Annotated in this window: 14 protein-coding genes; 10 read left to right on the top strand and 4 right to left on the bottom strand. The window is 70.7% G+C overall.

Going from position 1 to position 13,719, the window contains the following annotated elements:
• Positions 1 to 91: 91 nt before the first annotated feature.
• The 4 genes from ABZT06_RS36450 to ABZT06_RS36435 form a co-directional block, all read right to left on the bottom strand.
• Positions 92 to 415: a multidrug efflux SMR transporter gene (locus tag ABZT06_RS36450; RefSeq protein ID WP_355751143.1), complete on the bottom strand. Its 324-nt coding sequence runs from the start codon at positions 413 to 415 to the stop codon at positions 92 to 94.
• Positions 416 to 526: 111 nt separating this feature from the next.
• Positions 527 to 1,537 carry a ribosome small subunit-dependent GTPase A gene (gene rsgA / locus ABZT06_RS36445; protein ID WP_355751140.1) on the bottom strand — a complete coding sequence of 337 codons (1,011 nt, stop codon included), beginning with the start codon at positions 1,535 to 1,537 and terminating at the stop codon, positions 527 to 529.
• Between the two features lie 12 nt (positions 1,538 to 1,549).
• Entirely contained in the window at positions 1,550 to 2,875 is a 1,326-nt protein-coding gene (gene aroA, locus ABZT06_RS36440; RefSeq protein WP_355751137.1) for a 3-phosphoshikimate 1-carboxyvinyltransferase, read from the bottom strand.
• A 65-nt stretch (positions 2,876 to 2,940) separates the two neighbouring features.
• Positions 2,941 to 3,663: a M50 family metallopeptidase gene (locus tag ABZT06_RS36435; RefSeq protein ID WP_355751134.1), complete on the bottom strand. Its 723-nt coding sequence runs from the start codon at positions 3,661 to 3,663 to the stop codon at positions 2,941 to 2,943.
• A gap of 50 nt (positions 3,664 to 3,713) precedes the next feature.
• Between ABZT06_RS36435 and ABZT06_RS36430 the strand changes: the two genes are divergently transcribed.
• The 10 genes from ABZT06_RS36430 (at position 3,714) to ABZT06_RS36385 (ending at position 13,718) form a co-directional block, all read left to right on the top strand.
• Positions 3,714 to 4,529 carry an SOS response-associated peptidase gene (locus ABZT06_RS36430; protein WP_355751131.1) on the top strand — a complete coding sequence of 272 codons (816 nt, stop codon included), beginning with the start codon at positions 3,714 to 3,716 and terminating at the stop codon, positions 4,527 to 4,529.
• A gap of 9 nt (positions 4,530 to 4,538) precedes the next feature.
• Entirely contained in the window at positions 4,539 to 5,168 is a 630-nt protein-coding gene (locus ABZT06_RS36425) for an alpha/beta family hydrolase (protein WP_355751129.1), read from the top strand.
• Between the two features lie 257 nt (positions 5,169 to 5,425).
• A complete protein-coding gene (gene sigR, locus ABZT06_RS36420; RefSeq protein WP_355751127.1) occupies positions 5,426 to 6,109 on the top strand; it encodes an RNA polymerase sigma factor SigR in 684 nt (227 codons plus the stop codon).
• Positions 6,106 to 6,405 carry a mycothiol system anti-sigma-R factor gene (gene rsrA / locus ABZT06_RS36415; RefSeq protein ID WP_355751124.1) on the top strand — a complete coding sequence of 100 codons (300 nt, stop codon included), beginning with the start codon at positions 6,106 to 6,108 and terminating at the stop codon, positions 6,403 to 6,405. The genes sigR and rsrA overlap by 4 nt, the downstream gene beginning before the upstream one ends.
• 120 nt (positions 6,406 to 6,525) lie before the next feature.
• The gene (locus tag ABZT06_RS36410; RefSeq protein WP_355751121.1) at positions 6,526 to 7,842 is read left to right on the top strand and encodes an HD-GYP domain-containing protein; all 1,317 of its coding nucleotides are present in this window, start codon (positions 6,526 to 6,528) and stop codon (positions 7,840 to 7,842) included.
• The gene (locus ABZT06_RS36405; RefSeq protein WP_355751118.1) at positions 7,839 to 9,095 is read left to right on the top strand and encodes an HD domain-containing protein; all 1,257 of its coding nucleotides are present in this window, start codon (positions 7,839 to 7,841) and stop codon (positions 9,093 to 9,095) included. The genes ABZT06_RS36410 and ABZT06_RS36405 overlap by 4 nt, the downstream gene beginning before the upstream one ends.
• Positions 9,096 to 9,199: 104 nt before the next feature.
• Positions 9,200 to 10,180 (top strand): hypothetical protein, encoded by a 981-nt coding sequence (locus ABZT06_RS36400; RefSeq protein ID WP_020119821.1) that lies wholly within the window; start codon positions 9,200 to 9,202, stop codon positions 10,178 to 10,180.
• A 154-nt stretch (positions 10,181 to 10,334) separates the two neighbouring features.
• A complete protein-coding gene (gene def, locus ABZT06_RS36395; protein ID WP_355751114.1) occupies positions 10,335 to 10,985 on the top strand; it encodes a peptide deformylase in 651 nt (216 codons plus the stop codon).
• A gap of 280 nt (positions 10,986 to 11,265) precedes the next feature.
• Positions 11,266 to 12,351: an epi-isozizaene synthase gene (cyc1, locus tag ABZT06_RS36390; protein ID WP_355751161.1), complete on the top strand. Its 1,086-nt coding sequence runs from the start codon at positions 11,266 to 11,268 to the stop codon at positions 12,349 to 12,351.
• Positions 12,348 to 13,718, top strand: a complete 1,371-nt coding sequence (locus tag ABZT06_RS36385) for a cytochrome P450 (protein ID WP_355751111.1) — start codon at positions 12,348 to 12,350, stop codon at positions 13,716 to 13,718. Before cyc1 ends, ABZT06_RS36385 begins: the two co-directional genes overlap by 4 nt.
• Position 13,719: the final 1 nt, after the last annotated feature.

Genomic DNA, 13,719 nt, shown 5'->3' with positions numbered 1-13,719 from the left:
GAGGCCGCGAGACCCTACCGCTGGACCTACGAAGGCACCCCACTGAAGACAACTTGATCAACACCCCTCCACGAACTTCTGCGGAGCGGCACTAGTGCTGCGAGCCCGACAGCTGGAGTCCGATCACCCCTATGATCACCAGGCTGATCGAGACGATCTTCAGCGTCGACACCAGGTCGTCGAGGAAGATCATCCCGTAGATGGCGGTGCCCGCCGCGCCGATGCCCGTCCACACGGCGTAGGCGGGGCCGACGTCCAGCTTTCTCAGCGACAGGGTCAGCAGGCCGAAGCTGCCGAGGGCGAAGATGCAGAACGCGACGGTGGGCCACAGCCGGGTGAAACCGTGGGAGAGCTTCAGACACACGGCGAAACCGGTCTCCAGCAACCCGGCCACCACCACCAGCAGCCACGCCATGTGCTGTCCTCCCGTATGTCCGGCCGCATGCCCGGCTCGGTGCGATTATGCACTTACCGAACTCGCCTACAGCCAAACAACGCGGAGGTCAGTCCCCTCCGGCGCCCTTGCTCAGTCGCCCTCCGTGCGCTCCCGCGTGGAGAGCAGCCGCCGCAGGGAGTACAGCCGGGCCGGGTCGGCGTGGCCCTCGGCCACCCACGCGTCCAGCGCGCAGTCCGGCTCGTCGTGACTGCACGCGCGCGGGCAGTTCTCGGTTCCCGGTTCCAGGTCGGGGAACGCGTGGATCACCCGGGACGGGTCCACGTGGTGCAGCCCGAACGACCGTAGGCCCGGGGTGTCGATCACCCAGCCGTCGTCGCCCGCCAGCGGAAGCGCCAGGGCCGACGTCGTGGTGTGGCGGCCGCGGCCGGTCACCGCGTTCACATGGCCGGTCAGACGCCTGCGGTCCTCCGGGACCAGCGCGTTGACCAGGGTCGTCTTGCCGACGCCCGAGTGGCCGACGAACGCCGTGATCTTGCCGTCGAGCTGTGCGCGCACCCGGTCCGACGCGTCGCCGTTCTCCAGCTCCTCGCGGTTGGTGACGACGTACGGGATGTCCAGGTCGCCGTAGAGCTCCAGGAGTTTGTCCGGCGGGGCGAGGTCCGACTTGGTCATCACCAGGAGCGGGGTGAGGCCGCCGTCGAAGGCCGCCACCAGGCAGCGGTCGATGAGGCGGGGGCGGGGTTCCGGGTCGGCGAGGGCCGTGACGATGGCGAGCTGGTCGGCGTTGGCGACGACCACCCGCTCGTAGGGGTCGTCGTCGTCGGCGGTCCGGCGCAGGACCGAGGTGCGCTCCTCGATGCGGACGATCCGCGCGAGGGTGTCCTTCTGGCCGGACAGGTCGCCGACGAGGGCCACCCGGTCGCCGACGATCGCCGCCTTGCGGCCCAGTTCGCGGGCCTTCATCGCCATCACGATCCGGTCGTCGACGAGGACGGTCAGGCGGCCCCGGTCGACGGTGAGGACCATGCCCCAGGAGGCGTCCTCGTGCTTGGGCCGGATATGGGTGCGCGGCCGGTTGCCCTTGCGGTTCGGGCGGCTGCGGATGTCGTCCTCGTCGGTGTGCTTGCCGTAGCGGCGCATGGCGGTGGTCCCCTACGCCTTCTGGCTCCCGAGCATCCCGCTCCACATGTCCGGGAAGTCCGGCAGGGTCTTGGCCGTCGTCGCGACGTTCTCGATCTGCACGCCCTCGACCGCGAGGCCGATGATCGCGCCTGCCGTGGCCATGCGGTGGTCCTCGTAGGTGTGGAAGATCCCGCCGTGCAGGCGGCGCGGGCGGATGTGCAGGCCGTCGGCCGTCTCGGTGACGTCACCGCCGAGTTCGTTGATCTCCTTGGTGAGCGCGGCCAGCCGGTCCGTCTCGTGCAGGCGCAGATGGGCCACCCCGCGCAGGGTGGAGGGGGAGTCCGCGAGGGCCGCCACGGCAGCGATGCCGGGGGTCAGCTCGCCGACCTCGCCGAGGTCGACATCGATGCCGTGGATCGCACCCGAACCGGTGAACACCAGGCCGTACTCGGTGAGTTCGCAGGCCCCGCCCATCTCGGTGAAGATCTCGCGCAGCCGGTCACCGGGCTGGGTGGTGCGGGCCGGCCAGTCCGGGATCACGACCTTGCCGCCGGTCACCAGGGCCGCCGCCAGGAACGGCTGGGCGTTGGACAGGTCGGGCTCGACGGTCAGGTCGCGGCCCAGCAGGGCGCCCGGCGTGACCCGCCAGACGTTCGGCTCACCGCCCGACTCCGGGGTGTCCACCTGGGCGCCCACCGCGCGCAGCATGTCCACGGTCATCCGGATGTGCGGCATCGAGGGCAGGGCGGAACCCACGTGCCGGACCTCGACGCCCTGGTTGAAGCGCGGGCCGGAGAGCAGGAGCGCCGACACGAACTGGGACGAGGAGGACGCGTCGATCTCGACCGGCCCGCCGTCCAGGGCGCCCCCGCCGTGCACCGTGAGCGGCAGCGCGCCGCGGCCGTCGTCCTCGATGCGGGCGCCGAGGACGCGCAGGGCGTCGATCACACCGTGCAGCGGGCGTTCGTGCGACCTCGGGTCGCCGTCGAAGCGGATCTCGCCGTCGGCGAGCGCGGCGACGGGCGGGAGGAAGCGCATGACGGTGCCGGCGTTGCCGACGTCCACCGTGGCGGGGCCGCGCAGGCCGGCGGGCAGGACGCGCCAGGTCTCGCCGGTGCCGTCGGGGCCGACCCCTTCCTCGATGCCCACGCCCATCTCGCGCAGGGCTGCCGCCATCAGGAGGGTGTCGCGGGAGCGGAGGGGGCGGCGCAGCCAGCCCGGCTCGCTGGCGAGGGCCGCCAGTACGAGGGCTCGGTTGGTGACTGACTTCGACCCCGGTACGTGGACCGTCGCGTCGACGGCTGCGCTCGCGTGGGGGGCGGGCCAGAGGGCGGTGTCTGAGGGGTTCGAAGCCATGGGTTCACTTTAGTAGGGGGCCGGGTGTCGGGTGCCGCGCCGTCGTGGCTGGTCGCGCCCCCGCGTCACACCTCCAACATCCACCTGCCGCCGCCTATCAGCGAGCACAGGCTCACCGCGTGGAACAGGAACAACCACAGGCCCGCCGGTACATGCGTCAGCCGGGACAACTGGTCCGCGTCCGAGTCGCCTGCCCCGCCCCTGGCCCGCTTCGCCTGTAGCTCGAAAGCGGGACGCACCCCGCCAAGGAGCAGGAACCACACCACCGCGTACGCGAACGCCGCCTGCACCTGCGGTCCGGCGAGCCAGGACACCACCACGAACGTCCCGCCGGTGAGCACCACCGTCAGCGCCCCGTACGCGTTGCGGATCATCACCAGCATCGCCACCAGCAGGGCCGTCGCCGCCCACAGCAGCAGGGTGATGCGGCCGGCGGCGAGGAGGGCGGCGCCGCCCAGGCCGAGCAGCGGGGGAGCGGTGTAACCGGCCGCGGCGGTGAGGATCATGCCGATGCCGTGCGGCTTGCCCCGGCTGACCGTGAGCCCGCTGGTGTCGGAGTGCAGCCGTATACCGGTGAGCTGACGTCCGGTCAGCAGGGCGACCAGACCGTGGCCGCCCTCGTGGGCGATGGTGATGGCGTTGCGAGAGAGCCGCCACAGCGTATGGGGGACCACTATGGCGAGCGCCGCCCCCATGGTCGCCAGCACCACCCACAGATCGGGGTCGGGTTGCAGTCCGGTGAGCCGGTCCCAGAGGTCGGGCAGCGCGGTCGATGCGGTGCTGTCCATGTTTCCCGGTGGCTCCCTCTCGTCGTACGGAGTCTGGCAGTGTGGCACGTATGTGCGGACGGTATGCAGCCAGTCGTGGGCCCGAGGATCTCGCAGGAACCTTTGAGATCGAGAAGTGGGAACCCGCGGAATCCCTGGAGCCCGACTACAACGTGGCCCCGACCAAGGAGGTCTACGCCGTCCTTGACCGTCCTCTTAAGGACGTGGACGACCCGCGACCGGTTCGGCAGCTGCGGAAGCTCAAGTGGGGCCTGGTCCCGAGCTGGTCGAAGACGCCCGAGGGCGCGGCACGGATGATCAACGCGCGCGCGGAGACCGTCCACGAGAAGCCGTCGTACAAGCGGGCCTTCGCCACCCGCCGCTGCATCATCCCGGCCGACGGCTACTACGAGTGGGTCACCGGCTCCGGCGAGCGGGACCTGGAGGTCGAGGGCAGGAAGAAGCGGCCGCGCAAGCAGCCCTACTTCGTGCTGCCCGCCGACGGTTCGGTGTTCGCGATGGCCGGGCTCTACGAGTTCTGGCGGGACAGGACCCTGCCCGACGACCACCCGCAGGCCTGGTGGGCCACCTGCTCCGTGATCACCACCGAGGCGGAGACGGGACCGCTGGGTGTCTCCCCGGCCGACGGCCCGCGCTCCCTCGCCGCCATCCACCCCCGGATGCCGCTCATGCTGACCCCGGACCGCTGGGACACCTGGCTCGACCCGTCCCGCACGGACGTGGAGGACCTGCGCTCGCTGCTTGCGGCCCCGCCCGAGGGGCTCATGCGCGCCTACCCGGTCTCCACCGCCGTCAGCAACGTCCGCAACAACGGCCCGGAGCTGCTGAAGGAGCTGGACGGGCCGGAAGAGGGCACCCTCTTCTAGCCTTCAGGTGTGAAGACCGAGACCATCAGCACCGAGACCGGGGACGCCCGCATCACCTGGCACCCCGCGAAGCAGCCACGGCTCGTGCTGGCCGTCAGCCATGGCGCCGGCGGCGGCATCGAGGCGCGGGACCTCCAGGCGCTGGCCCGGGTGCTCCCCGTTCATGGGGTGACCGTCGCCCTCGTCGAGCAGCCCTGGCGGGTGGCCGGCAAGAAGCTCGCGCCCGCGCCGAAGACGCTGGACGTGGGATGGCGGGGCATCTGGCCCGCTCTCGTGCGGCCCGGCCTGCCGGTGATCTCCGGCGGCCGCAGCGCGGGGGCCCGGGTCGCCTGCCGTACGGCCGTGGAGCTGGGCGCCGCCGGGGTCCTCGCCCTGAGCTTCCCGCTGCACCCGCCCGGCAGGCCGGAGAAGTCGCGCGCCGGCGAGTTGCTCGGATCCGGGGTGCCCACCCTGGTCGTCCAGGGCGGCAACGACCCGTTCGGGAAGCCGGAGGAGTTCCCGGAGGGCTCCTTCGAACTGGCCGAGGTGCCCTACGGCGATCACGGCTTCGCCGTACCGAAGCGGGCGGAGGTCACCCAGGACGAGGCCGTGACGGTCATCACGGACGCGGTCGTGAAGTGGGTCGGGTCACTGGGGTGAAAGCCCGGGAATGTTGAGCCGCGGACCTCTGTTGAGGCGGACAGAAGCGCTGAGGAACAGCGCAGACCGTCGTAGGAGAGGAAGTCAGCCGCATGGGTTCGACCTTCTGCCCGAGCCGTAGCAGCCGCGCTGACCTGGACTGGACGGTGCTGCATGCGGCCAAGACCACGCCCATTCGAGGGGCGGCGGGGACGGGTAGTCGTCTATCCTCCAATTCCGGTGGCACCGGTTTCGTTGCTGCCCGGAATCTTGAGGAGGTGGGTCCGGTCACTGGGATCGACGCAGGGACCGACAACGGCCAGGCGGAGCAGCCCGAGGGCCAGGGCGCGAGCACGGAGTCCACTGCGGAGCGCACCGCGCGCTTCGAGCGGGACGCGCTCGAATTCCTCGACCAGATGTACTCGGCCGCCCTGCGCATGACGCGCAACCCGGCCGACGCCGAAGACCTGGTGCAGGAGACGTACGCCAAGGCGTACGCGTCCTTCCACCAGTTCCGTGAGGGGACCAACCTCAAGGCGTGGCTGTACCGGATCCTCACCAACACGTTCATCAACTCGTACCGCAAGAAGCAGCGCGAACCCCAGCGCTCCGCGGCCGAGGAGATCGAGGACTGGCAGCTCGCCCGGGCCGAGTCGCACATGTCGACCGGTCTGCGCTCCGCCGAGTCGCAGGCGCTCGACCACCTGCCCGACTCGGACGTGAAGGAAGCGCTGCAGGCGATCCCCGAGGAATTCCGTATCGCCGTCTATCTCGCTGACGTAGAGGGCTTTGCGTACAAGGAGATCGCGGACATCATGGGGACACCCATCGGTACGGTGATGTCCCGCCTGCACCGCGGACGCCGTCAACTGCGCGGCATGTTGGAGGACTACGCGCGCGAGCGCGGGCTCGTCCCGGCCGGTGCCGGGGAGTCGGACGAAGCGAAAGGCTCGGGCTCATGAGCTGCGGAGAGCCGCACGAGACGGACTGCAGTGAGGTACTCGATCATCTCTACGAGTTCCTCGACAGTGAGATGCCGGACGTCGATCGCGCCAAGTTCAAGCAGCACTTCAACGAGTGCTCGCCGTGCCTGGAGAAGTACGGTCTCGAAGAGGCCGTGAAGAAGCTCGTCAAGCGGTGCTGCGGTCACGACGACGTGCCGACCGACCTGCGCGCCAAGGTCCTGGGGCGGCTCGACCTGATCCGCTCGGGACAGACCGTGCCCGAGCACGACGTGACGGCTTCGCAGGAGTCCTGAGCGGTGAACGTCCGGTCGCCGTTCACTCGAACGTGCTAATCGGCAGGTGATCGCCCCGCACCGCCCCCTACGCCGTCCTAGGCTCCTCGCAGCTGTGCGGACTGGGGCTGGAGGGGCGACATGGAGGCGGTGCCGGCCCGCGCGCGTGCGTACGTCGCCTGTGTCGCCGTAGCCGCACTGCTCTGTCTCCTGCCGCTGCCGGCCGTCCGCACTCCCTGGTGGGCGCTCGCCCTGCTCACCGCGGTGTACGCCGGATGCGAGCAGGCCGCCGCGCGGTGGCGGTTCGCCGGCACCTTCCATCCCGTCCTGCTCGCCGGCGCCTTTCTGCTGCCGCCCCCGGCCGCCGCCCTCGTGGCCCTGCCGGGGGCGCTGCTGTCCCCGGTCGAGCGGCGCCCGCGGGGCCTGCGCCGGATCTGGCGGGCCGCGCAGCTCGCGGTGAGCGTGTGGGCGGCCGCGCGGGTGCACGGGGCGCTGGGCGGCCGGGACGCGGTCGTGGCCGCCGACTTCCCGTACGCGCTCGTCCCGGCCGGGGCCGCGGTGCTCGCCTTCTGCCTGGTGCTGAGCCTGCTGGACGGCGGAATCCTGGCGCTCGCCGAGAGAGTCCCGGTACGGCGGGCCTGGCGCGGCCTGTTCCTCCGCTCCCTCGCCCCCGTCGCCGTCCACGGACTGGCCGGGCTGATGATGGCCGTGCTGTGGCGCAGTCCCTACGGTCCCGTCGCCGCGTTGCTCGTGCTGCTGCCGATGTTCGTGTCGTGGTGGGTGTTCGCGCAGTACCACCGGGAGCGGGCGGCGCATCAGGCCACCATCCGGGCGCTGGTGCAGGCCGTCGACATCAAGGACGAGTACACGCGCGGGCACAGCGAGCGGGTCGGGCAGGCGTCGATGATGATCGCGCGGGAGCTCGGCATGGACGACGCCCGGACCGAGGTGCTGCGGTTCGCCGGGATTTTGCACGACGTGGGCAAGCTCGGCGTGCCGACCCGGCTGCTCAGGAAGGACGGGCCGCTGACCCCGGAGGAGCGGCGGGTCATCGAGCTGCATCCGGAGTACGGACACGAGATGGTCCGGGGCATCTCCTTCCTCGGGGAGGCCCGGGCCGCCGTGCTGCACCACCATGAGCGGCTGGACGGGAGCGGATACCCGTACGGACTGATGGGGGGTCAGATCCCGGAGTCCGCACGGGTGGTGGCCGTGGCCGACGCCTTCGACGCGATGACGTCCACCCGCTCCTACCGGCGGGCCCGGCCGGTCGGGGCCGCGCTGGAGGAGCTGGAGCGGTGCGCGGGCAGCCAGTTCGACCCACGGATGGTGACGGCCCTCGTCCGCGCCCTGTCCCGGCACGGCTGGCATCCGGCGGTCACCGCCGACGAGGCGGACGAGGCCGGCGTGCCACCTCCCCGGTCCAGCACCGCGGGGCGGCCCGGGGTACGCCGGTGAGCGCGCCCGGGACGCTCCGCCGGCCGCCGCTCCTCACCCTCGTCCACACCTGCGCCGCCTTCGTCGCTCTCGGCTCCCTCTCCTGCGTCCTGTGGAGCGGTCTCGAGGAGCGCGGCACCGCCCTCGCCTTCGGCGTGCTGATCACCGTCGGCGAGCTCAACCGGCGCAGCGGCCCCCACGTCAGGGAGGCCGCGCCGCTCGGTGCCGCCGGAGCGCTGTCGTACGCCCTGCTCGGCGAGAACGCCGGCGCGCCCACGCATCACGGCGCCGCGCAGGCCGCCACCGTCGTCCTCGCCGCCTCCCTCGTCGGCAGCGTCCCGCACGTCGGACGCGGGCAGGGCCCCACCGCCGACCAGCTCGCCCGCCGCGTCCTCAGCGTCGGTTTCGCCGCCGTGTGCTTCCAACCCCTCTACAACCAGGGGACGTTCGCGCAGTGGGGCGGCCCCGCCTACGCCCTGCTCCTGCTCGCCCTGCTCTCGCTCACCGCGCTGTGCGACGCCGTGCTCGCGGCCGCCCTGGCGCACTCCCGCACCCGCTGGCCCTTCGGCCCGCTGCTCCGGGACGAGCTGCGGGCCCTGCTCGGCATCGGATCCGCCGTCGTCGCCACCGGGGCCGTGATGGCTCTCGCGGTGGCCGTCGCGGGACTGTGGGCGCTGCCCGTCTTCTCGGTGCCGTTGCTCCTCACCCAGCTCTCCGTCCGGCGGTATGCCGCCGTCCGCTCCACCTACCGCCAGACCATCGCCTCCCTCGCCCGCGCCACCGAGATAGCCGGGTACACGCCCGCCGGGCACGCCCGCAGGGTCGCCGCGCTCAGCCGGGAGGTCGGGCGTGACCTGGGGATGTCCCGGCCCGAGCTCACCGTCCTGGAGTACGCCGCCCTCATGCACGACATCGGCCAGCTGAGCCTGGTCGACCCGGTGCCCGCGGGCGCCACCGCCGCCCTGCCCCTCGCCGAACAGCGCCGCATCGCGCTCCTCGGCGGGGCCGTCGTACGGCAGACGGGCGTCGACGCGGCCGTCGCCGTGGTCGTGGAACGGCAGGCCGACCCCTGCCGGGAGCAGCCGCTGGCCGCGCGGATCGTGCGGGCCGTCAACGCCTACGAGGAGAAGGCGCGGGACGCCGGACCCGGCGGGCCACTGACCGCGCTTGAGGAGCTGCGCCTGGGTACCGCAGGGGACTACGCTCCGGAGGTCGTGGAGGCGCTGGCCCGGGTGCTGTCGAGAGACTGTCTGACCTCGCCCGTGACGGGGTAACCCATGGGTAATGAGCGCCCTTCCGAGCACACGTGGTTGGATGCGAGAGAGAGGGTGTCCGGGGGCACAGCCAGCCCACTCGACGGAACCGGCAGGCGGGAATCGTGAGGATCTTCGGCAAGGGACGGCACCGGCCCTCCGCCTCCTGGCGGCAGGCCACGGACCGCGCGTTCACCCTGATCGGCGACGGCCGGTACGAGGACGCGGGCGCGCTGCTGACACGTGCCGCGGACCTGGAACCGTGGCTGTCCGAGTCCTGGTTCAACCTCGCCCTCCTGCACAAGTTCCGGCACGACTGGGAGCAGGCGCGGGCCGCGGGCCTTCGGGCCGTCGCGCTGCTCGACCGGGAGACCGGGGCGCCCGACTGGTGGAACGTCGGCATCGCCGCGACCGCGCTCCAGGACTGGCCGCTGGCCCGCCGCGCCTGGCAGGCCTACGGGCTGCGGGTGCCCGGGGGTGCCACGGCCTCGGGTGAGCCGCTGGGGATGGACCTGGGCAGCGCCGCCGTACGGCTGTCTCCCGAGGGCGAGGCCGAGGTGGTCTGGGGGCGGCGGCTGGACCCCGCGCGCATCGAGGTGCTGTCGATTCCGCTGCCGTCCTCCGGGCGCCGCTGGGGCGAGGTCGTGCTGCACGACGGGGTGCCGCACGGGGAGCGGACGACTGCGTCGGGCCACGCGTATCCGGTGTTCGACGAGATCGAGCTGTGGGCGCCGTCGCCTGTGCCTACGTGGGTGGTGCTGCTCGAGGCTGCCACCGAGGCGGACCGGGACGCGCTGGAGCAGCTGGCTGCCGATGCCGGGTTCGCTGCGGAGGACTGGTCTTCCTCGGTGCGGTTGCTGTGCCGGATGTGTTCCGAGTCGCGGATGCCGTCGGATGAGGGGGACGGGGAGCATCTCGATCCGCACGATCACAGTGAGCCGGGGCATCCTGGGCCGCTGGGGCATCGGACGGACGGGCAGTTGTGGGTGCCGGAGCGGGAGTGCGGGGTGGCTGCGCCGGCTTCGCTGGTTCGGGGGCTGTTGGACGGGTGGGTTGCGGACAGTCCGGATTCTCGTGACTGGCGGGATTTGGAAGAGGTCTGCTAGGTCGTTGGTCGGGTGCGGGTCCGTTGTGGCTGGTCGCGCCCACGCGGCGGAGCCGCATATCAGACACAGTCCCGCGCCCCTGCGGGGGCGTGACCCCCGTACCCTGTATCCGCAGCTTCCCCCTGTTCTTGTTTTAGGAAGGCATACGTCGGTCATGGCCCAGCAGGACACCGATCAGCAGCACGCGGGCGTGCTCCCCGTCGACGACGAGGGGTTCGTCATCGACACCGAGGACACCGAGGAGCGGGAGAACGCCTGGCGTGAGCGCGGCACCTCGCGGCCCATCACCGTCGTCGGGAACCCCGTCCTGCACAAGGAGTGCAAGGACGTCACCGAGTTCGGTGAGGAGCTCGACCAGCTGGTCGCGGACATGTTCGCCAGCCAGCGCACCGCCGAGGGCGTCGGCCTCGCCGCCAACCAGATCGGCGTCGACCTGAAGGTCTTCGTGTACGACTGCCAGGACGACGAGGGCCGGCGGCACGTGGGTGTCGTCTGCAACCCGAGGCTCGTGGACCTGCCCGCCGACAAGCGCCGGCTCGACGACGCGAACGAGGGCTGTTTGTCGGTGCCCACCGCGTACGCGCCGCTCGCCCGTCCCGACTACGCCGAGGTCACCGGGCAGGATGAGAAGGGCAACCCGGTCAAGGTCCGTGGCACCGGCTACTTCGCCCGGTGTCTGCAGCACGAGACCGACCACCTGTACGGCTACCTCTACATCGACCGGCTCTCCAAGCGCGAACGCAAGGACGCGCTGCGGCAGATGGCCGAGAACGAGCCCCGCTACCCCGTGGTCGCCAACGACTGACGTCCCACCACCCCCGTCCGCGCGGCGCCTGTTCAGGAATCACTCCCCGAACAGGCGCCGTTCGCGTGTCCGTCGCACGTTCGATCGGATGTGCTCACTTAGTGATCCAGTTCCCGTCACACATGGGGAGAATCTCGACACCGTGGGGTAGTGAATGAAGCAAATCCATTCCCAGAATGGTCAGTTGTGGTGCTGAATGGGCGGTGCGGGGTTACGCAACGGCGCACGCCCGGTTCAGCGGCAGGGGCATGCGCAACTGGCGGCTGGAAGGGGTTTGTTCGTGCCTGCTTTCCCACACAGCACCACATCGACGCCGACGGCGATCGCGGTTCCACCGTCGCTCTCTCTCCCGGTGATCGAGGCAGCGTTTCCCAGGCAACTGCATCCGTATTGGCCCAGGCTCCAGGAGAAGACACGCACCTGGCTTCTGGAAAAACGGCTCATGCCGACGGACAAGGTTGCGGAATATGCCGACGGACTGTGCTACACGGACCTCATGGCGGGGTACTACCTCGGCGCCCCCGACGAGGTCCTCCAGGCGATAGCGGACTACAGCGCGTGGTTCTTCGTCTGGGACGACCGGCACGACCGTGACATCGTCCACCGCCGTCCGCGCGCGTGGCGGCGGCTCAGGTTCCGGTTGCACGCGGCGCTCGACTCCCCACGGGATCATCTGCACCACGAGGACCCGCTGGTCGCCGCCTTCGCCGACTGCATGGTGCGGCTGTACTCGTTCCTGCCGCCAACGTGGAACACTCGGTTCGCCGGGCACTTCCACGACGTGATCGAGGCTTACGACCGGGAATTCCGCAATCGCACCAGGGGAACCATTCCCACGGTCGAGGAATACCTGGCACTGCGCCGCCTCACCTTCGCGCACCGGATCTGGACGGATCTGCTGGAGCCGAGCGCGGGATGCGAACTCCCGGACAGGGTGAGGAAACACCCGGCATACCGGCGGGCGGCCCTGCTGAGCCAGGAATTCGCCGCCTGGTACAACGACCTCTGTTCGCTCCCGAAGGAAATCGCCGGAGACGAGGTCCACAATCTCGGCATCAGTCTCATCAAACACGAGGGGCTGACCCTCGAAGAGGCCGTACGGGAAATGCGAAGGCTGATCGGTAAATGCGTGGACGCATTCCTCGTCGCCGAGGCCGACGCCCTCCTTTTCGCCGACGGTCTCGACGACGGCACCCCGCGGGGAAAGGAACTGAGCGCCGCCGTCCGGGCCTGCGTCTGCAATATGCGCAACTGGTTCAGCACCGTCTACTGGTTCCACCACGAGTCCGGCCGTTACCGGGTCGACAGCTGGGACGACCGGTCCACGCCCCCGTACGTCAACAACGAAGCGGCAGGTGAGAAATGACCGTCGAATCCGTGAAACCCGAAGCCACCGTGGCTCCCGAGTCCGGTGAGCCGCCGCTCGCGGGCGGGGCCGTCCCCGTCCTCGGCCACGGCCTGCGCCTGGTCCGTGATCCGCTGAGCTTCCTGTCCGGGCTGCGGCGGCACGGCGATGTCGTACGCCTGCGGCTCGGCCCCAAGACGGTGTACGCGCCCACCACCCCCGAACTGACCGGCGCCGTGGCGCTCAACCCGGACTTCATCATCGCCGGGCCGCTGTGGGAGTCCCTGGAGGGGCTGGTCGGCAAGGAGGGCGTGGCCACCGCCAACGGGCCGCAGCACCGGCGCCAACGGCGCATCATCCAGCCCGCGTTCCGGCTCGACGCGATACCGGCGTACGGGCCGATCATGGAGGAGGAGGCGCAGGCGCTCGCCGAGCGCTGGCGGCCCGGTGAGACCGTCGACTGCACCCTGGAGTCCTTCCGGGTGGCCGTGCGCATCGCGGCCCGCTGCCTGCTGCGCGGCGACTACATGGACGAGCGCGCCGAGCGGCTGTGCGTCGCGCTCACGACCGTCTTCCGGGGCATGTACCGGCGGATGGTGATCCCCGCGGGACCGCTGTACCGGCTGCCGCTTCCGGCCAACCTCGCATTCAACCGGGCGTTGGCCGATCTGCATCGCGTGGTCGACGAGACCGTCGCCGAACGCCGGGCATCCGGTCAAAAGCCGGACGATTTGCTGACGGCATTGCTGGCGGCGAAGGACGCGAATGGCGACCCCATCGGGGAACAGGAGATCCACGACCAGGTCGTCGCGATACTCACCCCCGGCGGCGAAACCGTCGCGTCCACGATCATGTGGCTGCTTCAGGTGCTCGCCGAACACCCGGAACACGCGGACAAGGTGTGCGCGGAAGTCGAATCGGTCACCGGTGGCCGTCCTGTGGCATTCGAGGACGTACGGTCGCTCAGGTACACGAACTATGTGGTGGTCGAGACCATGCGTTTGTGGCCCGCGGTATGGATATTGACGCGCCGGGCGGTACGGGACACCGAACTCGGTGGCTATCGCATTCCGGCCGGATCCGACATCGTCTACAGTCCGTACGCGATCCAGCGCGATGCGAAGTCCTTCGACGACAGCGCGGAGTTCGACCCCTTGCGCTGGAGTCCCGAGCGGGCCGGGTCGGTTCCGAAACACGCCATGAGCCCGTTCAGCACCGGCAACCGGAAGTGCCCGAGCGACCACTTCTCGATGGCCCAGCTGACGCTGCTCACGGCGGCGCTGGCCCGGAAGTACCGCTTCGAGCAGGTGGCCGGCTCGGACGACACCCCCCGCCCAGGCATCACCTTGCGGCCGAACCGGCTCCTGGTGCGGCCCGTGCCCCGGTGAC

Source organism: Streptomyces sp. NPDC005483, assembly GCF_040606035.1.
In the GTDB taxonomy this organism is placed as follows: domain Bacteria; phylum Actinomycetota; class Actinomycetes; order Streptomycetales; family Streptomycetaceae; genus Streptomyces.
This window is presented reverse-complemented; position numbering and strand designations above follow the sequence as displayed.

What these genes read in the sequence shown, in the direction of transcription:
- ABZT06_RS36450 (WP_355751143.1), bottom strand. Translation starts at nt 415, where the DNA reads ATGGCGTGGCTGCTGGTGGTGGTGGCCGGGTTGCTGGAGACCGGTTTC.
- rsrA (WP_355751124.1), top strand. Translation starts at nt 6,106, where the DNA reads ATGAGCTGCGGAGAGCCGCACGAGACGGACTGCAGTGAGGTACTCGAT.
- ABZT06_RS36385 (WP_355751111.1), top strand. Translation starts at nt 12,348, where the DNA reads ATGACCGTCGAATCCGTGAAACCCGAAGCCACCGTGGCTCCCGAGTCC.
- rsgA (WP_355751140.1), bottom strand. Translation starts at nt 1,537, where the DNA reads ATGCGCCGCTACGGCAAGCACACCGACGAGGACGACATCCGCAGCCGC.
- aroA (WP_355751137.1), bottom strand. Translation starts at nt 2,875, where the DNA reads ATGGCTTCGAACCCCTCAGACACCGCCCTCTGGCCCGCCCCCCACGCG.
- def (WP_355751114.1), top strand. Translation starts at nt 10,335, where the DNA reads ATGGCCCAGCAGGACACCGATCAGCAGCACGCGGGCGTGCTCCCCGTC.
- ABZT06_RS36430 (WP_355751131.1), top strand. Translation starts at nt 3,714, where the DNA reads ATGTGCGGACGGTATGCAGCCAGTCGTGGGCCCGAGGATCTCGCAGGA.
- ABZT06_RS36410 (WP_355751121.1), top strand. Translation starts at nt 6,526, where the DNA reads ATGGAGGCGGTGCCGGCCCGCGCGCGTGCGTACGTCGCCTGTGTCGCC.
- ABZT06_RS36435 (WP_355751134.1), bottom strand. Translation starts at nt 3,663, where the DNA reads ATGGACAGCACCGCATCGACCGCGCTGCCCGACCTCTGGGACCGGCTC.